Annotated in this window: 15 protein-coding genes; 12 read left to right on the top strand and 3 right to left on the bottom strand. The window is 46.1% G+C overall.

What is annotated here, in order from left to right; all coding sequences use genetic code 11:
• The coding region (locus PLH26_RS09305) for an ABC transporter ATP-binding protein (protein ID WP_324585738.1) at positions 1–1,150 on the top strand (1,150 nt) is incomplete at its 5' end.
• 299 nt (positions 1,151–1,449) lie between these two features.
• Here the strand turns inward: PLH26_RS09305 and PLH26_RS09300 are convergent.
• Complete coding sequence (locus tag PLH26_RS09300) at positions 1,450–1,881, bottom strand: GNAT family N-acetyltransferase (protein ID WP_324585737.1); 432 nt, start codon at positions 1,879–1,881, stop codon at positions 1,450–1,452.
• Between the two features lie 221 nt (positions 1,882–2,102).
• Between PLH26_RS09300 and PLH26_RS09295 the strand changes: the two genes are divergently transcribed.
• The 11 genes from PLH26_RS09295 to PLH26_RS09245 all read left to right on the top strand — a co-directional run bounded on the left by PLH26_RS09295 (position 2,103) and on the right by PLH26_RS09245 (position 19,777).
• Positions 2,103–2,339: an acyl carrier protein gene (locus tag PLH26_RS09295; protein ID WP_116873112.1), complete on the top strand. Its 237-nt coding sequence runs from the start codon at positions 2,103–2,105 to the stop codon at positions 2,337–2,339.
• A gap of 39 nt (positions 2,340–2,378) precedes the next feature.
• Positions 2,379–3,632, top strand: coding sequence for a beta-ketoacyl-ACP synthase II (gene fabF, locus PLH26_RS09290; RefSeq protein WP_324585736.1), 1,254 nt, complete (start codon positions 2,379–2,381; stop codon positions 3,630–3,632).
• Between the two features lie 91 nt (positions 3,633–3,723).
• Complete coding sequence (rnc, locus tag PLH26_RS09285; protein ID WP_324585740.1) at positions 3,724–4,449, top strand: ribonuclease III; 726 nt, start codon at positions 3,724–3,726, stop codon at positions 4,447–4,449.
• Positions 4,450–4,679: 230 nt separating this feature from the next.
• Positions 4,680–5,150: an RNA polymerase sigma factor gene (locus PLH26_RS09280; protein WP_324585735.1), complete on the top strand. Its 471-nt coding sequence runs from the start codon at positions 4,680–4,682 to the stop codon at positions 5,148–5,150.
• Positions 5,151–5,213: 63 nt separating this feature from the next.
• A complete protein-coding gene (locus PLH26_RS09275; RefSeq protein ID WP_324585734.1) occupies positions 5,214–5,951 on the top strand; it encodes a hypothetical protein in 738 nt (245 codons plus the stop codon).
• Between the two features lie 3 nt (positions 5,952–5,954).
• On the top strand, positions 5,955–9,161 hold the full coding sequence (locus tag PLH26_RS09270; protein ID WP_324585733.1) for a CHAT domain-containing protein: 3,207 nt from the start codon (positions 5,955–5,957) through the stop codon (positions 9,159–9,161).
• 90 nt (positions 9,162–9,251) lie between these two features.
• Positions 9,252–10,373 (top strand): type IX secretion system outer membrane channel protein PorV, encoded by a 1,122-nt coding sequence (gene porV, locus PLH26_RS09265; protein WP_324585732.1) that lies wholly within the window; start codon positions 9,252–9,254, stop codon positions 10,371–10,373.
• Positions 10,374–10,424: 51 nt separating this feature from the next.
• Positions 10,425–15,626: a DUF7619 domain-containing protein gene (locus PLH26_RS09260; RefSeq protein ID WP_324585731.1), complete on the top strand. Its 5,202-nt coding sequence runs from the start codon at positions 10,425–10,427 to the stop codon at positions 15,624–15,626.
• Between the two features lie 205 nt (positions 15,627–15,831).
• Positions 15,832–16,716, top strand: coding sequence for a sugar phosphate isomerase/epimerase family protein (locus PLH26_RS09255; protein ID WP_324585730.1), 885 nt, complete (start codon positions 15,832–15,834; stop codon positions 16,714–16,716).
• 293 nt (positions 16,717–17,009) lie between these two features.
• Complete coding sequence (locus tag PLH26_RS09250) at positions 17,010–18,368, top strand: sigma-54-dependent transcriptional regulator (RefSeq protein WP_324585729.1); 1,359 nt, start codon at positions 17,010–17,012, stop codon at positions 18,366–18,368.
• 62 nt (positions 18,369–18,430) lie between these two features.
• Entirely contained in the window at positions 18,431–19,777 is a 1,347-nt protein-coding gene (locus tag PLH26_RS09245) for a sensor histidine kinase (protein WP_324585728.1), read from the top strand.
• On the opposite strand, the gene PLH26_RS09240 is transcribed toward PLH26_RS09245, so the two are convergent.
• Positions 19,763–20,695, bottom strand: coding sequence for an alpha/beta hydrolase (locus PLH26_RS09240; protein WP_324585727.1), 933 nt, complete (start codon positions 20,693–20,695; stop codon positions 19,763–19,765). The two genes, PLH26_RS09245 and PLH26_RS09240, sit on opposite strands and share 15 nt — an antisense overlap.
• Positions 20,696–20,833: 138 nt before the next feature.
• The coding region (locus tag PLH26_RS09235) for a JAB domain-containing protein (RefSeq protein ID WP_324585739.1) at positions 20,834–20,969 on the bottom strand (136 nt) is incomplete at its 5' end.

Raw genomic sequence — 20,969 nt, 5'->3', positions numbered from 1 at the left:
CGAATCATTATCGGTATTGGATGAAACGCTTAATGGGCTGCGGGTGATCAAAGCCTTTAATATTGAAGCTTTGCTGAGAAGCAGGTTTGGAACAATAAATGATGAATTGCTGTACGCCAAAAACAAGATCAGCCGCCGCCGCGATATGGCTTCACCTATGTCGGAGTTTTTAGGAGTATTGGTTTTTGTGGGTATTTTATGGTTTGGCGGACAAATGGTGCTGGGCAGCCAGCTTTCTTTGTCGCCCTCTATGTTCCTTGCCTATCTGGCTATGTTTTACAATATCATCAATCCCGTAAAAACATTATCTACCTCGTTCAGCAATATGCAAAAAGGATCTTCGGCTATTGTACGCATAGAAGAAATACTAAAAACAAAAGTAACGGTAGATGACAATCCGGATGGGAAGCAACTGTTGTCTTTTAACAATTGTATCGAATTTCGCGATGCAAGCTTTGCTTACGATGATGCTGTAATACTCAATAAGATAAACCTTGTTATAGGGAAAGGTAAAACGGTTGCCCTTGTGGGTTCTTCCGGAGCAGGTAAATCTACCCTGGCCGACCTGGTGCCCCGGTTCCACGATGTAACGGGGGGGGAGGTGCGGATAGATGGTATCAATATCAAAGATTACTCCCTTCATTCGGTGCGCAGCCTGATGAGCATTGTTACACAGGAGCCTATTCTTTTTAACGATACCATTGCCAATAATATAGCGCTGGGCCGGCAGAACGCAACAATGGAAGAGATCATTCATGCGGCAAAAATTGCCAATGCGCACGATTTTATTGTTAAAAAGGAAGGCGGGTACAACAGCAATATCGGCGACAGGGGAACCAAACTGAGCGGCGGCGAAAGGCAGCGGCTCACTATTGCCAGGGCCGTATTAAAAAATCCCCCCATCCTTATATTGGATGAGGCTACTTCATCGCTGGATACCGAAAGCGAGCGGTTGGTGCAGGATGCCATCAACAACCTTATGGCCGACCGTACTTCTATTGTAATTGCGCACCGGTTGTCTACCGTTCGCCATGCCGATGAAATACTGGTGCTGCAAAAAGGTGAAATTGCAGAAAGGGGAACACACGATCAGTTGCTGGCAATGAACGGAAAATACCGCCGGCTGGTAGAAATGCAGGAAGTGAAATAGGTATGAGGTTTCAGGCCTCAGGTTGAAGAAATGTGAAAATATAAAATGGGGCAATCAGATAGTCTTTATTAATGATAAGATGAACTCCTCATCTGATACCCGGCCGGTGATTCTCACAAAGCATCAAGAATACCAAATGACAGGCATCAAATAAAATTAAAATATTGAAATTCAAATCCGGAGGAGGCTGTCGGCAGTTAGGCATAAGCCACGAATAATAACAAACAACGAACATTTATCTTGTCACAGCCGACACCTCATACCTCATACCTCATACCTGATACCTGATACCTCCCTGGCTATCTCAATCTCTTCTCCATTACATAATGAGCAATGGTTATCTCGTGAAATTCATTACCTGAAATGCTGTATCCGAACTTTTGATAAAATCCCACTGCCGATTTACGGGCGTGCATCATTATGGTTTGATATCCTTTGTCGCGGGCTACATTTTCTGCAAAATTCATTAATGTGGCGCCTATACCTTTCTTTTGAAGATTGCTGCTTACTGCCATCTGGCGAAGTCTGCAGGTTTCGGCTCCGGCACGGGTGAGCAGGCAGCAGCCAATCAGTTTTTCATCTTCAAAAGCACCGATCAGCACATCATCTTTTTCACGGATCAGCTCTTCCGGGTCAAAATAAAGTCCCAGGGGCTTGCGCAATATTTCATCACGCAGTTCAATCATCTGCTGGTACTCTTTTGAATCATGATCAATAATCTTTAAAGGCATGCTGTTGATTTACAGGTGTATTTTTTAAAAATACAAAAAAGCAGTATAAATGACATTGGGTATTTGGGTAGGGGAGCAGGCTGGCGTAACAGTTGCTTTGTAAATTATAACCCTGTGGCGGGAAGCGTAAATAATTATCTTTTACACACAAACCCAAATAGATATTGTTTTTACCTCAAAAACTATATTTTTGCACCCAGTATTAACCAAATTTTACAACCATGTCTGACATTGCAACAAGAGTTAAGAAGATTATTGTTGACAAACTCGGTGTTGATGAAGCTGAGGTAACCCCTGAAGCATCTTTCACCAATGATCTGGGTGCTGATTCATTAGACACCGTAGAACTGATCATGGAATTCGAAAAAGAATTCAATATTTCTATTCCCGATGAGCAGGCTGAAACTATTACTACGGTAGGTCAGTCCATTGCTTATCTCGAAGAGCACGCAAAGTAATTTTCTCCCCATTTCCACTGATCGCAGGCAAACTTGCTTATGGATTTAAAAAGAGTTGTTGTAACAGGCATTGGTGCCTTAACCCCTTTGGGAAATTCTGTGTCCGAATACTGGCATGGACTTATTCATGGCGTTTCGGGTGCCAATCCTATTACTTTATTTGATGCTTCAAAGTTCAAAACAAGGTTTGCCTGCGAATTAAAGAACTTTGAGCCCACCGATTTCCTCGACAAAAAAGAATCCCGTAAAATTGACCGCTTTACACAAACTGCCCTGGTGTGCAGCGATGAAGCGGTGAAGAATGCGGGTATCAGCAAGGAAACGGTTAATCCAGACAGGGTTGGGGTTATTTTTTCGAGTGGTATCGGCGGTTTAATTACTTTTCAGCAGGAAGTAACAGAGTTTGCAAAGGGAGATGGTACTCCCCGGTTCAATCCATTCTTTATTCCTAAAATGATCCTTGATATTGCCGCCGGGCAAATATCCATGCGTCATGGTTTCCGCGGGCCCAATTATGCCGTGGTATCAGCCTGCGCTTCTTCTACCCATGCTATTATGGATGCTTTTAACCTTATTCGTTTGGGGAAAGCAGATATTATACTGGCAGGGGGAAGTGAAAGTGTGATCAAAGAAGCCGGAGTAGGTGGATTTAATGCAATGAAAGCGCTCAGTGAGCGGAACGATGATCCGCAAACCGCATCCCGGCCTTTTGATAAGGACCGCGATGGTTTTGTGATCGGCGAAGGTGCAGGTATGCTGGTAATGGAAAGCCTGGAGCATGCCATAGCCCGCGGCGCCAATATTGTATGTGAAATTGCAGGTGCAGGAGCTACTGCCGATGCCCACCACATTACAGCCCCCCATCCCGAAGGACTGGGCGCCAAAAATGTAATGTTCGCTACCCTTGATGATGCGGGTATGAAACCTGAAGACATTGATTATATTAATGTACACGGTACTTCCACTCCGCTTGGTGATATTTCAGAGGTAAGGGCTATACAGGCGGTGTTTGGTGAACATGCCTATAACCTCAATATCAGCTCTACCAAATCCATGACAGGTCATTTGTTGGGTGCAGCCGGCGTTATTGAGGCTATTGCCTGCGCGCTCGCAGTAAAAAATGACCTTGTTCCGCCTACTATTAATCATTTTACTGATGATGAAAGGCTTGACCCGAAACTCAATTTTACTTTTTGGAAGGCCCAAAAACGCACCGTTCGTGCAGCGCTGAGCAATACGTTTGGCTTTGGCGGACATAATGCCTCGGTGATCGTAAAAAAATATCCCGCCTGATTTGGCGTTAAGCTCAACGAATGCATTCAACTCTTAAAGAGTTGCTTTACATTTGTGGTATATAACTCCTAAATTCATTCCTTTGGCATTAGTGCGGTATTTTATTCAATATCTTGGGATAGACAAAACCAACCGGTCCTTTTATAAACAATTGTGCAATGTGCTGGGTTTTGCCCCTGGCACACTTTCCCTTTATAAAACAGCTTTAAGCCATCGGTCTGTGAAAGAAAGTGCAGACGAAAACAATGAACGCCTCGAATATCTGGGCGATGCTATCCTCAGCGGCATCGTAGCGGATTACCTTTTCAGACGATACCCCTATAAGGGAGAAGGCTTTTTAACCGAAATGCGCAGCAAAATGGTAAACCGCCAAACCCTCAACGAGATTGCCGTTAAAATGGGATTGAAGAAAATTACCATTTACAATAAGAGCGACGGATCTTTAAAAGTGAGCCAGATCTTTGGCAATACCCTTGAAGCGCTTGTAGGAGCTATTTATACCGATAAGGGATTCAATCAAACCAAACAATGGGTGCTAAAGCGCATCATTATTCCTCATATGTTTATTGAAGACCTGGAAACCCTGGAGATCAACCATAAAAACAAGTTGTACGGCTGGGCCAATAAGAATGGCAAAAACCTGGAGTTTGAAACCCTGGATGAACATTTTGAAAACGGCAGGAGATTGTTTACGGTTGGAGCTGTGGTAGACGGAGAACTGATTGCAGAAGGCAAAGCGTATAATAAAAAAGATGCCAGCCAGGTAGCTTCCCAGATCGCCGTAGATAAGTTAGGACTGGGTAAAATGGATGACTGATCAGCCATATACCGTGTTGTTGCGCCTGTTGTATTCCGCTAAGCAGGTGCTATGCCCAACCTGATCTTTTTCCTTACCGTCATAATTGTTGTTCACCTTCCTGCCATTGGACTGATACATAATCAGGATGATGATATTACTGTAAAAGAAGCGCGACAACAATTTTGTAATACCTTTTTATAGGGATATACACAAAAATCGTATCTTCCTTTTAAAAGATACTATTCATTTTGGAAACCCTTACCAACTGGTCATCCGGAAACCCTGAAGACTTATTAAAGCAAATGTATGCAGACAATTATCCCTGGCTGGAAAATTATGTCCGGCAGAATTCCGGCAATGATTCGGATGCACAGGATGTTTTCCAGGAAAGCATTGCCGCAGCATGGCTGAATCTCAGACAGGGGCGGTTTGAAGGAGATAAGGCGCAGTTTAATGCATACCTGCGCCAGATATGCAGGTATAAATGGATAAACCAGATAAGATCTGCGGCAAGAAGCAAAATAATTTACAGCGATACATTACTGGAGCAGGAAGCGGAAAGTGATGGTCTTGAAGTATTGAAGGACCAGTTGCAGCAAAGCAGCTTATTGCAGGAATGTTTTATGCAGTTGGGCACCAAATGCAGGCAGGTGCTGCGGTTGTTTTATTACAAGAAGAAGCCGCTGGGTGAAATTGCCGGCAGTATGAAGAAAGTATAAAGACCATTAAATACCGTTGTATGATGCAGTTAAGAAAACTTTTTTTGGAGCAAAATAAAAGGCATGGAGGGGTATAGGGAACATATAGATCAGCAGTTGTTTGAGCAGATAGAAGCATATCTGCTCCATACAATGGAGGCTTCGGAAAGATACCGGTTTGAAGCGGCCATGGCAGCAGATGAACAACTGCAGAATGAAGTTGACCTGCAGCAAAAGCTGATTGCCGCCGCACAAACTGCATTTCTCGGTCATGAAGCAACTCAGCATATACCGATTGCAAAAAGTAAGGCTCCTGTAAAAAGGATTTCATTTAAATGGTGGCATGCCGCCGCTGCAGTTTTGGCGCTTGTTGCTGCCACATGGTTTTACCAAAGCAAAACCATTACTCCCGGCAAATTGTTTGCCGGCTATTTTCATGCCGACCCCGGATTGCCGGTGGCAATGAGCAGCACCAGCGAATATGGCTTTTATGATGGAATGGTGAGCTACAAAGAAGGCGATTACGACAAAGCGATTGAAATATGGACGGGGCTAAAAGAAAAGGAACTGCTCACAGACACGCTGCAATACTATATAGGCGTAGCCAGTATTAATAAAAATGATTTCGAAGCAGCCGTGCAGCACCTCCTCCCCGTAGCGGAAGGTAAAACGGGTGAATGGCGTCAAAAAGCCGTTTGGTACCTGGCTTTGGCCTATATAAAAACCGATCATATAGCCGAAGCAATGAAATGGCTGCGGCTATTGCAGAACAACAGTGAGGCACAATTGCTTATCAAAGAACTCCAAAAAATATCTTCCTGAGCAATGCGGTGGCTGATTATTTTATGTTTTGGGTTGCTTACCGGCACTGCAGCGGCGCAGGGTTACTACCAAAAATCGGTAGAAGCTTACCGGGCGTTGAAATACGACAGCGCTTTTTTGTATATAGACAATGCGCTTAGCCATTACCGCAACAACCGGGTTACAGACAGTCTGGTACTGTCATATGTACAAAAAGCAGAAATGGTATGGAGCCAAAAGAGCACTCCCCTTGCACTTATTGTAATTGATTCTGCCATAACAATAGCAAAGCAGCTACCTTTCAAAAGCCCTTTACATGTAGCTGTATTTAATAAAAAAGGGCAGATCCATATACACAACAAAGAAGCGGGGAAGGGCAAAAAATATTTGTTGCTGGCATTGGATCATGTAGATCAAAGTGCGCCGCCTAACGGCATCTACTCATCCTTATATACCAATTTGTCGTGGTTGTTCCTGGAATTGCAGGATTTTACCCCTGCGTTGGCTTATGCGGAAAAGGCAAAAAGCATAAACGAAGACCTGTACGGTAAAGATGCGCGGCAATTGATGGGTGTATACCAGTCATTGATGCTCATTGCACACGATGCAGGCTGGTACAATGAAGCAGAGCGCTACGGGCTGGAGCTGCAGCGGCTTGCCAACCTGAACCTGCCGGCCAACCACCCCAGTAAGGGGCTGGTGCACAATGATCTTGGGATCCTGTACGAAAGCATGTACCGCCTGGATGAAGCTCTTTTTCACAAGCAACAAATGGTGCGGATCATTCAGCGGGATTATGCCAAACACAAAAACCCGCAACTGCTGGCCATCGCCTATAATAACATGGGCAGCTTTTATCAAACCATAGGAGAGTTGCAGCTTTCGCTCGAATATTATGACAAAGCCAAACAGTTGCATGAAATCAATTACGGCGCCGAGAGTGCGGGTATTGTTCGTCCGCTTACGCATTTGGCCAATCTTAAAAGCGCTGTTGGCAATTACCGGGAAGCCGATAGCCTGTATGCCCGTGCTTATGCGCTGCAGAAGCGGTATGCCGGCAGCGACTGGCTCAACCTGGCTTATGTTGAAACGCAATACGGTGATCTTTTTTTTGACAGGGAACAATATGCTGAAGCGGAAGATTTTTACCTGAAGGCATTGAACAACAATAAAAAAGCAGGCGTTACCAATACCGGCATCGTTGAAGAAACACGTACTACGCTTGCCGAAGTGTATGCGCATACAGGACGCACGGCTGAAGCCTTAGCCCTTTTGCGAAAAGTGCTTGAAAGACATCGCGGCATTTACCCGCGGGGCCATATCGTTATTGCGGGGCAATACAACAAAATAAGCAAAGCATATTTGCTGGATGATGATCCGGAGCAGGCCCTGCTTTATTCCGACAGCACTTTCCTGGAATTGATGCAGCTTCCTGTGCTGCCTGATGACGGGTGGATAGAAAAGCTGCCCTTTAGCCATCATATTATCCGGTACCTCCAAAACCGCGCAACGATAGAATCCCGGTTGTACAAAAAAAATGGGAAAACGCGGCAGTTGCACAATCTGCTTCAACTGGCCGATGCATATGGCATATACCTGCAAAAAAGCCTGCCTGCTTTAAGAACGCAGGCATCGCTTCTGAAACTGGCAACGCAGCATAAGTCCATTTATAATACCGCTATAGAGGCCTGCTGGGAACTGCATCAAAAAGAGCCTGCTGAAAAATTTGCTGAAAAAGCATTTGAATTTTCAGAAAGGAGCAGGGCTTTACTGCTGCGGCTGGCTGCCAATAATATTATGGTAGATGCCAGCCGCACTTCAAAGAGTGCAGCAGATGAAAAAGATTTGAACTGGCGCAAACAGATCAGCTCCTTAAATACCCGGTACCTGGATGCGGACAGCAGGAATGATTCCCTTCTTACATTGCTTACGGCTGCAATGGAAGGGTATTATCGTTTCCGGGACAGCATGCTGCAATCGGGCAATAGCAACGCGAAGCTGAAATATGATCTACAACCTTTGGGCATACAAACCATTCGCAGTCAGATGCTGCATAAAGGACAAACTTTATTGCAATACGCCGTTACAGATACCGCTGTTTTTGTTTTTGTGCTGAACAGCAAAGGCTTTCACATGCACTGCTTACGGAAGCAGGGGCTGGATGATGTTGCCGCTCTGAAAGAATTATACAACCTGTCTGCAACAGCCTTCAGCGGGCCGGCTTACCGTTTATACCGGCATCTTATACAACCGGTGGAGCATCATTTTATTTCGGACCAGTTGATCGTGGTGCCGGATGCGGAACTGTATTATCTCAATTTTGAGCTGCTGGTATCCGACAATAATGCAACTCAGTTTAACAGGATGAATTTCCTGATCCGCCGGTATAATATTGCCTACCAGCTTTCGGCAACCCATGTTGCACTGCTGGGATCGGCCAAACCCGCGGCAGACGACAGGGCCATGCTGCTGGTGCCGGTGTTTACAGATGATATGAAACAGGACTATCGCAGATCGGTTGGTGATACTGCTATGACAGACCAGCAATATTTTAATTTATTGCGCCAGCCTTTTACGCTGCTCGCCGCGCAGCAAATCAGCAGGTACATAAAGCATGATATTTTTACCGGACAAAAGGCTGTTGAAACTACTTTTAAGCAGTTGGCGTTCAATTATAATATTTTGCACCTGGGCACGCACGCCGAAGTTAATAATGCTGCGCCCTTACAGTCGCGCTTTTTTCTGGCTAAACCGGTACCGGCAGATTCAACGGGTATGGATGACGGTTACCTCCATGCTTATGAAATATATGCCACGCCGTTGCAGGCCGAACTGGCGGTATTAACGGCCTGCGAAACGGGAAGCGGCAACTGGAGGCAGGGTGAAGGTGTTATGTCGCTGGCGCATAGTTTTATGTATGCAGGCTGCCCTTCCGTGGTAATGAGCTTGTGGAAGATTGATGAAAAAGCCAGTGCAGGTATTATCAGCCACTTTTATAAATATCTCGCCAAAGGTCTTTCCAAAAGCGAAGCGCTCCGTTCTGCCAAGCTAGATCATATCGGGTCGTCGCATCCAACATTGTCGCATCCCTATTTTTGGGGAGGTATGACATTGGTGGGCGACAGCCGGCCCTTGTATACTTCGCATAACTGGCTATGGTATACGGCGGGCCTTATTCTGATAACCACAGCGGTACTCCTGTTCTTTAAACTCCGCCGCAGGAAAAAATAAAATTTCGGCGAAATTCTCAAAAAAAGACCGGTTTTACTGTTTACCGCGCCCGGGAATGATTGATATAAGGATACAATTATTCCAACGCACATGAAACCATTATTGCTCTTGAGAAAGATGGGGCTGCTTATTGGCGGCTGCCTGATAGGATTGGCCGCCCCGGCCCAAAAGCCCCTGGATATGGCTACTACGCCGGTTCCTTTTTTGCGTATTGCACCCGATGCCCGTTCCGGCGGGATGGGAGATGCCGGTATTGCCACCCTGCCCGATGCGGGCGCCGGCTTCTGGAATATGGGTAAAGTTGTGTTTAATGAAGCAGAAGGAGGCGCTGCTGTTTCCTATATCCCCTGGCTTAAAAAAGTAAGCAACGATGTTTATTTTGCTTCGGCAGGCGGATACTATAAGCCTGACGAAATACAGGCCCTAAGCATTGGACTGAGGTACTTTAGCCTCGGTAATATACAATTCACTTCCAACGGGCGCGATCATCTCGGGGGCAGTAACCCGAGAGAAATGGGCATTGATATTGGTTATTCGAGGAAGCTGTCGGGTAAGCTCGGGCTGGGTATTGCCGCCAGGTATATTCATTCGGGGCTGGCAAATAATATAGCAGATCCGGGTTATGCATATCAAAACGGTTCTGCTGTTGCCGCTGACCTGGGTTTGTACTACGACAACCGTTCGGAAGGAGATGGTTTTGCCTTTGGAGCTGCTTTTTCAAACCTCGGCAGCAAGATATCGTATATAAAAAATGCTGCGGAAAAGGATTTCATACCCGCCAACCTGGGTATCGGGGCATCATGGAATAAAGTATTCAATGAAGTACATGCTGTTTCAATAGCGCTTGATGCCAATAAATTGCTGGTGCCGGTACCGGAGGGAGACTCACCCGATGCGGTAAGCCGCTACAGAAAACAAGGCGTAGCAGAAAGCTGGGGAAAGTCCTTTGCCGATTTTCCTGGACAGGCAGGTATATCGGCCGGCATCGAATATTGGTATGACCGTTTTTTTGCCGTACGCGCAGGCTACTATACAGAAGCAAAAAGCAGGGGTGGCAGGCAGTACCTCACTACCGGAATAGGCTTGCAGTATAATATGATGGGATTCAACTTTTCTTACCTCGTTCCCGCAGGCAATGGCGTTAACCAGAACCCGCTGTCCAATACACTTCGGTTCTCCCTATTACTCCATTTAAATAATGATACCTACTGATAATCCGGAAAACTTCATCATCTCATTCAACCCTCAACAATACATACCATCATGAGAAATTTTTTACTTTTTTTGTTCTTGCTGCTGGCCGGTAAAGGTATTATGGCACAATCGGGTTTCTCAACCGCCAAAGCGATTGATGCCGGAAGTTCCCAAACGGGTACTGTTGGCGCTGATCAACGGTATTATTATTACAAAACCCTGCTGCCGGCTGATGGCACAGTGAAAATATACTTTGAAGGAACCCATACAGGCGGCAGCCGTGGTTCTTTCTCCTTTTATGCGTACGACAAAAGTCACCGCCAGATCGCATACAAAGGAACCGTAGGCAATGGCAGCGCGGCACAGGGCGATACAGTAAGGGACACCATTGAAATTCATTCCCGTGCGGCAGACAGCATTTACCTGCTGCTGTACCAGGGCAGCAGCCGGTCCTATAATGTTAATATCCGCTATGAAGTAACCGGTCAGAGCGCCAATGATGCAGAGCCCAACGGCAGTTTTGGAGAAGCACGTGCGATAGGATACAATGTTACTGCTTCCGGTCACCTGGGCTATGAGGCGGATGGTGTAACCGACCGCTATGATTATTATAGAACCCTGCTCCCCGACGATGGTACGGTGAAAATATATCTTCAGGGAACGCATACGGGTGGCAGCGCGGGCTCTTTTTCGGTATATGTGTACGATAAATCAAAAAGGCAGATCGCTTATAAGTCAGTGATCGGAAATTCGTCGACTATAAAAGGCGAAACAGTCAGCGATTCCCTTGCCGTATATTCCCGTGCGGCAGACAGCATCTATATAGTACTGTACCAGGGCAGCAGCCGTTCTTACAGCTATGGGGTGCGCTACGACATAACAGACCGGAATTCCAACGACCCGGAGCCGAACAACAGTTATACTACAGCATCGCCTTTGAACATGAATGAAGTAATGGAAGGACAACTGGGCCAGGTAGCGGATGGCGAAACTGACCGGTATGATTATTATAAAACCCTGCTTCCTGCCGACGGCACGGTGAAAGTGTACCTGGAGGGTACTCACACGGGTGGCAGCAACGGCTCTTTCTCCTTTTACGCCTACGATAAAAGCAGGCGTCAGATCGCTTACCAGGGAACCATAGGTAATGGTTCAGCGAAGCAGGGCGATACGGTATATGATACGATCTATATTACCTCCCGCGAGGCAGACAGCATTTACCTGTTACTGTACCAGGGCAGCAGCCGTTCATACAGCTATACGATGCGTTACGAAGTAATTGACCAGGGGCCCGGCGATCCGGAGCCTAACGGCAGCTTTAAAGAAGCCGTTGATATAGCGCATAATGTTATTGCTGCCGGCCACCTGGGTTATGAGGCGGATGGTGTAACCGACAGATATGATTATTACAAAACCCTGCTGCCTGTCAATGGTACGGTAAAGGTATATCTTGAAGGTACCCATACGGGCGGCAGCGCAGGTTCTTTCTCCTTTTACGCCAACGATAAAAGCCGCCGGCAGATCGCATTCAAGGGAACCATAGGTAATGGTTCCGCAAAGCAGGGCGATACGGTATATGATACGATCTATATTTCTTCCCGTGCGGCAGACAGCATTTACCTGGTACTGTACCAGGGTAGCAACCGTTCATACAGCTATGCAATGCGCTATGAAGTAATTGACCAGAGCCCCGGCGACCCGGAGCCCAACAACAGCTATGGCGAAGCAGTATATCTTGAACATGATGCGCAGGCTGCCGGTCACCTGGGTTATGAGGCGGATGGTGTAACCGACCGTTATGATTACTATAAAACCCTGCTTCCCGCAGACGGAACGGTGAAAGTATACTTTGAAGGAATGCATACAGGCGGCAGCGCGGGCTCTTTCTCCTTCTACGCCTACGACAAAAGCCGGCGCCAGATCGCCTACAAGGGAACCATAGGTAATGGTTCTGCGACGCAGGGTGGCAGCGTATATGATACGATCTATATCCCTTCCCGCGGGGCAGACAGCATTTACCTGGTACTGTACCAGGGCAGCACCAGGTCGTACAGCTACAGGATGCGCTATGAATTAACCGATCAGAGCGCCAACGATCCGGAGCCTAACGGCAGCTTTGCAGAAGCTGTAGATGTAGCGCACAATGTTACTGCTGCCGGTCACCTGGGCTATGAAGCGGATGGTGTAACCGACCGCTATGATTATTATAAAACCTTGCTGCCGGCCGATGGAACGGTTACTGTATATTTTGAAGGCACCCATACAGGCGGCAGCACCGGTTCCTTCTCTTTCTACGCTTACGATAAAAGCCGCCGCCAGATCGCCTACCAGGGTGTTATCGGCAATGGTACGGCAATACAGGGCGGCATCGTGCGGGATACCATTGAGATACCATCCCGTGCGGCAGACAGCTTATACTTCCTGGTGTACCAGGGCAGCGCCCGCTCATACAGCTATAAAATACGCTATACCATGCCTGATGCGCTGGAAGGCGATCCCGAGCCGAACAATACATTTAATGAAGCGGTACCGTTCAGTTTGGGTGATACCTTAAAGGGGCTGATCGGGTATGTGGCCAACGGTGTAAACGATGCCAACGACTATTATATTACCGCTATTCCTGTAAACGGGAACCTTAGCATTTTTGCTGAAGGATTGAATACCGGGGTAAACAATGCAGGCGTTTCACTGTATGTGTATGCCAAAAACCGCCGGCAGGTCGGGCACAAATCTTTGAGGTCCGTTGGCCCGGGTGATGTTTTAAAAGACACGCTCACGGTAAACTGTATCAGCTCCGATTCGGTATATGTACTGGTTTACCAGCCGTCTTCCGCCCGGTCGTTCAATTACAGCCTCCAGTTCGCATTTGAAGCACAGCAGCCCGAAGCAAAGATCGCTTACAACCGTGCAGGCGGCACCTACGAGTTTACCAACGGATCAACTCTTGCTACAAAATATGCCTGGAGCATGGGTAACGGAGAGCAATACCCAACGGCGGCGCCGCCATTGGTCACCTATAAACCGGGAGGCTATGATGTACGGCTGATCGTGGAAAACGAACTGTGCCGGCTGAGAGACACGGCTGATCTTTCGCTTGTGGTAAACGGGCTGGACAGGTATACACCCGAATCGGGTGGCGCGGGCAATATTGTTTTTACCGCCTATGGAGGTGGTTTTCATGATGGCATGAGCATTCAACTGAAAAAAGGAGGTACTGTATATAAGGATTCCGTTACCTGGATAGATGAAAGAGGGAGTGTGTTTGGTGCGCTGGTGGATATGCATGACGCTCCGGCCGGCGTGTACGATGTATCAATTATCACAAGAGATACTACCTATAATATCCCGGGCGGATTTACCTGTGATGCTGCAATATATAAAGTATCAGGTGAAATCATAGGAAGCGATATCATCCGGGCCAATACCAATAGTATATATACTATAAGAATTCACAACGATGGCAACGTAATGGCCGGCCATACCGAAGTATACCTGCTTACGCCCAGAAACCTGACTGTTACCCGGTTAGACAGCCTGGTTGATCTTAATTTCAAAACCGTTAGCCAGGATACATTGCCTGAGGTTATTCCGGTACTTAAATCCAGCGGATATCCCATTGATGGCGAGGTAAGGCCTTATTTGTTTTCCGGGATTCCTGTAGGCGGTTACAGCGATTTACGGTTTAATATAAAGGGAACAGAAGGAAAGGACAATATTTACCTGTGGGTGAAAGGTCCATATTCGGGATCGCCTTTTACAAGCAAGGGAGACGATTGTTTTAATGCCAAATTAAAGCTCATGGGGGATTTATTTTGGGATGGGACTAGTGTTGTACCTGGATTGGATTGTTTGGCCGGAGGGGTGAAGGCTGTTGGCTCTGCCCTGTATAATGCCTTTAATTATTTTACTGGCAGAAGTTCGAAAGAGTCTGCCGCCTCATCTTTGGGCAAAACACTGGCGGGAGCGGCCAAAGACTGCGCCGGAGAAATAGCGGCAGTTTCAGGGTTAGCAACAACCGTTTCACCGGCAGTAGAATATGCAGATATGTCAATAGATGTAGCGCTACTGCTTTCAGACCTTGATGTAAATATTCAGCAGATAAGAGCAGACTGCGAAGAACTGGAAGATGAAAAAGAAAAGCCTGTTGATGTGCGCACTTCCTGGGATCCCAATGCTAAATCGGGACCCTCGGGTTTTGGCGCGGCACGGTACATCAGTGGAAATAACCGGCGGTTAAGCTATACGATCTTCTTTGAAAATACAGCCACTGCAACATTGCCTGCCCAGGAAGTAGTAATACTGGATACGCTGGATAAGAACGTATATGATCTTTCAACATTCAGCGCCAACAGCTTTGGATTTGGTTCCCGATCTTATAATATACCCATCGGCGCAAGCGAATATGTGGAAGATGTAAATTATAATAACAATTTAGCAGTAAGGTTCTATATCAGGCTCGATAAGGAAACAGGAATTGTAAAGGCTACGTTTAAAACAATAGATAAGGCTACAGGCGTAGTAACCGAAGATCCTTTGGCAGGATTTTTACCTCCCAACATCAATGCTCCTGAAGGAGACGGGCATGTAAGCTTTTCCATTGATATGAAAGAAGGACTTGCCGATGGTACGGTTATCGCCAACAGGGCATCTATTATTTTCGACAGCAATGAACCGATACTTACGGATGTATGGAGCAATACAATAGACAGGAACCTGCCATCATCCAAAGTAACAGAAGCGCGTAAGCTCACAGATAGCACGATGGTTGTAAAGGTAAATGGCAACGACGCTGCAAGCGGGGTAAAAAAATACCGTATTTATGCATCAGAAAACGGGGCATCCTATAGCTATATCGGGGTTGTAAAAGATTCCGCTGTTGTTAAGGGAGTTTCGGGAAGTACATACGATTTTTATGCTGTAGCGGTAGATGCCGTGGGTAACCGGGAAAGCAAAAACAGTGTTTCCGAAGCCAGTGTGAAACTGGCTCCGGATGATACCAACCCGGTTGCCAACGGTGAGTTTTATCTTTATCCTGTTCCTTCCGGCGGCACGATCCACCTTGAGCTGGATGTTCCGGAAGCACAGCAATTGATCATTGCTGTATACACTGCATCCGGGCAGCGGGTGGCAGAATTGTACAATGGCAATGCCGGTAACGGTAATCTGAAAATCACCAGGAACCTATACAACCTCAGCAGCGGCTTATACTTTGTGCATGCGAGGGGTAGTAAAGGAATAAACCAGAAAAAGAAAATGGTATTGGTAAAATAACAACGACGGCTGGTTGATTATGGTTTAAGGTCCACAAGGTTGGACCTTTGCCTTTTTTAAGTGACGGTTTATTTTGTAATACGACCCGGTGCAGGGATCGTGAATTTATTAACCCGGGCAGGTATAAAAAAGCAATATCTTCCTCCTGTACATATTATACTTTGTAACTTGCTTAAATTTCAAATTTCAAATCTCAAATTGAATTATGCCCCAGTTAGCAGCATTCCCTAAAGCATTTATGCAGGCACTTTGTAAAGATGGAACAATGACCGTATCCGAATGGATATCACTTGCCGTAAAGCTGGATATTGACGGACTGGAATGGTATGCAGGTTTTTTGGAAATGGCGGATCAAAACAATTGGCTGCGCTTCAGGAAGGAAGTAGAGGATCATGGAAAAACAATTCCCATGATGTGCTGCTCTCCCGACTTCACGCATCCTGATGCCAAATTCCGGGAAAAGGAAGTCATCAAACAAAAAGACTGGATTGATATGACCCATACCCTGGGCGGGTCTTATTGCAGGGTACTTTCGGGTCAGCGCCGGCCCGAATTGTCGGTTGAGGAAGGCGTTAAACTGGCGGCCGATTGTATATATGCCTGCCTGCCTTATGCAGAAGAGCGTGGCATTACATTGATCCTTGAAAATCATTATAAAGATGATTTCTGGGAGTACCCCGAATTTGCACAAAAGATGGATGTATTTTGCAAGCTGGTAGATAGTATTGATCATTCTTATTTTGGCGTTAATTATGATCCCAGCAATACCTACCTGGCGGGTGAGGATCCCATTGAACTGCTGAAACGCGTGTCTGAACGGGTGGTTACCATGCACGCAAGCGACCGGTACCTCAAAGAGGGCACTATTGAAGACCTGCGAAAGGAAGAAGGCGGCGCTGCAGGATATGCCAAAAGATTAAGTCATGGTGAAATAGGCAAGGGGCTTAATGACTATGATGCCATTTTTACGGAATTGAAAAGGGTGGGCTTTGATAGCTGGATAAGCATTGAAGACGGCGTGGACGGTATGGCTCAGTTGGAAAGGAGTGTGGCTTTTTTAAGAAAGAAGATCAGCCGGTACTGGGGATGAGGTTTTGGGGTTTCAGGTTACAGGGTACAGGTTGCAGGGATTTCGAATTTCAAATTTCAGATTTGCGTTCAGATGCGGTCGGTACCCGACGAAAGAGGGTCAGACCGCATCTCCGGATTTAGGAGGTTATGGTTTTTTGTTTATCGTTGTATTCCCCCGGATTTCGAAATTCCGCGGCTTCCGGCTTTCCCCTTACCATTCATCCCTCAACATTCTCCCTTCTCATATTTATGTTTTAACCCGCTTTTCGTTTACTTTAGTATTGCAAAGTTCTCCGCGATAAAAAAGTAAGAATGAATTTAAAAAATGCTTCCATACTGGTTATAGACGACGACCAGGATGTGCTTACGGCTGTTCGGCTGTTGTTAAAAACAGAGGCTGCATCCGTAGTTACAGAAAAAAATCCGGAAAATTTGCGCTGGCTGTTATCAAAACAAAGCTTCGACCTGATCATGCTTGATATGAACTTTAACAGCTCTATCAACACGGGCAATGAAGGGTTATTCTGGTTGCGCAAAATAAAAGAGCTGGGTTCGGATGCCGCCGTGATCATGATCACTGCTTATGGCGATATAGATCTTGCAGTGCGTTCCTTAAAAGAAGGCGCTGCCGATTTTATGGTTAAACCCTGGCACAATGAAAGACTGATCACTGCCATTAAGGAAACACTGAAGCAGAAAGGCAATGCACAGCTAAAAGACACCGGTAACGCCTCTGATTCCATTATCGGCTCCGAATTGCTGGGCAAATCGGAGCCGATGCAGGACATTTTTTATAAGATCAGTAAAATTGCTCCTACCGATGCCAATATCTTAATACTGGGCGAGAACGGAACAGGTAAGGATCTGATAGCAAGGGCTATTCATCAGCAGTCTTTGCGGGCAGATAAGGGATACATTAAAGTAGATGTTGGCGCTTTAACGGAATCGTTATTTGAAAGTGAATTGTTCGGGCATAAAAAAGGCGCTTTTACCGACGCCAGGGAAGACCGCCCGGGCAGGTTTGAATCCGCCAACGGCGGTACATTGTTTTTGGATGAAATTGGTAATATTTCCCTTTACCAGCAGGCTAAATTATTATCGGTTCTGCAAAACCGGCAGGTAACCCGCCTGGGCTCCAATCAGTCAACACCCGTAAACATCCGGCTTATTTGTGCCACCAATTTACCGCTTAGTGAGCTGGCCAATGAAAACAAGTTTCGCAAAGACCTGATCTACCGTATCAATACCGTTGAAATAACCGTTCCGCCGCTTCGTAAACGGCAGGATGACATTATACTGCTGGCGAAACATTTTGTGGAGTTGTATGCTGCCAAATATTTAAAGCCTGCCCTGGTATTGAACGAATCGGCTATGGAAAAGCTAAAGCAATATCATTATCCGGGCAATGTACGTGAATTGCAGTATACAATTGAGCGTGCCGTGATCATGTGTGACGGGGAAAGCCTTGAAGCTGCCGATCTCTTATTTTCACCAATGGAGTCGGGTGTTGCCAGCTCTGATGAAACAGGTGTACTCAACCTGGGTACCATAGAAAAGAATGCTATTCTGAGGGTTATTGAAAAGCACAATGGCAATATTACCAAAGCGGCAAAGGAACTGGGCTTAACCCGAACGGCCCTGTACCGGCGGCTGAGTAAGTATGATATTTAAAGGTTTCAGGTTCCAGGTCTGAGATCTGCAGCCTGCACCCTGTAACCTGTACCACCTACATCATGTTTAAAAAATACGAATGGCGGATATTGATCAGAGTGGCTTTGTTGTTTATAACATTGTGCATTACAGCGTTTCTTTTCATGAAAGGCTCCGGCAGCTATGTATACCTGGCGCTTGTTGTTCCTGTGGTGGTATATGAGCTGGTGGATTTTTACCGTTTTCATAAAAAAGCGCATGATGAGGTATCACAGTTCGTGGAATCGGTGCATTACCGCGATTTCTCCCGGCATTTTGATGTAAAACATGCCCCGCTCGAATTACAGCCGTTGCGCAGGGGTTTCAATGATATCAATACCACCTTTAAAGTGATCAGTAAAGAACGGGAAACGCAATACCAGTACCTGCAAAAAATATTAGAACTGGTAGATACAGGCATCCTGTCTTACGATCACCAGACGGGCGATACAGGATGGATGAATGAATCGCTGAAAAAAATGTTAGGGATCCCTTATCTTAAAACCGTTCATTCATTAGAGAAGAGAGACGGGATGCTGTACCGGGAAATTATTTCACTGCGGCCGGGCGAAGGCAAGGTGGTACAGCTCACCAAAGACAGGAACATTTTTAAAGTATTGCTTTCTGCTACTGCCTTTCAAACCGACGGTAAAATTTATAAGCTCATCGCTTTTCAAAATGTAGATGAGGCATTGGATGAAAACGAGGCAAAAGCATGGCAAAAGCTGCTGAGCGTGATGACGCATGAGATCATGAATTCCGTGGCGCCCATATCTTCGTTAGCCGATACGCTCAAAAACCGCTTACAACTTGCTTCCCGGCATATTGAAGATGAGGAAGGAACAGTGGAAGATCTTGAATTGGGTATTATTACCATTAAAAGAAGAAGTGAAGGACTTTTAAAATTCGCGGAAACCTACCGCAATCTCAATAAGATCACTACGCTCAATCTTGCCAGAATATATGTGCGCGACCTGTTTGAAAACCTGTTCCGGTTAATGCAGCCCGGTCTGCAGCAAAAAAACATTGATATTGATGTAATATTGAAAGACCCGGAGCTGGTAATTGAAGCCGATGTAAACCTGATGGAGCAGGTAATGATCAACCTGCTGGTAAATGCCATGGAAGCGGTAAAAGACCAGGAACAGCCGCATATTGTTTTGAGTGCGTATAAAGCGGCCAATCAAAAGGTAACGATCAAAATAGCCGATAACGGCAGCGGTATTCCGGCAGATATATTAGACAAGATCTTTATCCCCTTTTTTAGTACAAAAAAGAGTGGCAGCGGTATAGGGCTGAGCTTATGCAAACAAATTATGATGCTGCACAAAGGCAATGTGCAGGTACAAAGCGCCGAAGGTGAAGGAACCGCTTTTTTATTGATTTTTTAACCAGCCGTTCTTAACCAGCCAGTTTTTGCATCTTTCCATCCATTCATCTTTGGTAGTAGCGTTATGCATACCAAAGCCATGTCCGCCGTTCTGATAAATATGCAGTTCGGCAGGGATTTTATTTTTAAGCAGGGCCTGGTAAAAAACAATGCTGTTATTGGCACTTACGCCGCCATCGTCGGAAGCATGCACTAAAAAAGAGGGAGGTGTTTTAGCCGTGACCTGCTTTTCATTGGAGTAGAGGTTGAGCTGTTCCGCAGAGGGATTGGCTCCCAGCAGGTTTTTGAATGATCCGCTGTGTGTGATGGCGATATCGGCGCTGATGACCGGGTAAATAAGGATCATAAAATCCGGACGAACACTTATCTGAGCGGGATTGTTGATCAGTGAATGTTCAAAATGCGTTCCGGCGGTAGAAGCCAGGTGTCCGCCGGCCGAAAAACCCATGATGCCGATCCTTGACGGGTCAATATTCCATTTTTCGGCATTGGCCCTTACGGTTAGTATAGCCTGCTGCGCATCCTGCAGTGGAGTTATGGAAGGGTCGGTTTGATTTTTTTTATCGGGTATGCGGTATTTTAATACAAATGCCGCCACACCCATCTCGTTGAATTTTTCGGCTACTTTAAAACCCTCATGATCGATGGCTACTATGCTGTAACCGCCGCCGGGGCAAATAATCACAGCGGTACCGTTGGCTTTATCTGCGGGCGGTAAATAAGCGGTGAGGGTAGGGGTTTTTATTTTGCTGATGCGAAGAATACCACCGTTGGATTCTGATTTTTCTTCATCGGGTCCGGGTAAATTGCCCGGCACTTTATTTTCGGGATATAAAGGCATTTCAACGGGTTTGTTTTGAGTATATCCCATCCGGGTAAGCGCAAATAGAACTAAAATTATGAGAAGATGACGTTTCATGAAGCTTCGTTTTTTGAAAGGTAGTGTAAAATGAGTTACAGGTTTCAGGTTTCAGGTCTCAGGTTTCAGGTTTCAGGTTATGCAACCTGCCACTCACTACTTACCACTCACTACTCACCACTCACTACTCACCACTCACTACAGCAGCCCCTGATCTGCAAAGCTGAAAAAGCCTGCTTCACTCACAATAACGTGATCGGCTACCCTGATATCGAAATACCGGGCGGCTTCCTTTATTTTCTGGGTCAGCGCCTCATCGGCGCGGCTGGGTTTA

Source organism: Agriterribacter sp., from assembly GCF_035444585.1.
In the GTDB taxonomy this organism is placed as follows: Bacteria; Bacteroidota; Bacteroidia; order Chitinophagales; family Chitinophagaceae; genus Agriterribacter.
This window is presented reverse-complemented; position numbering and strand designations above follow the sequence as displayed.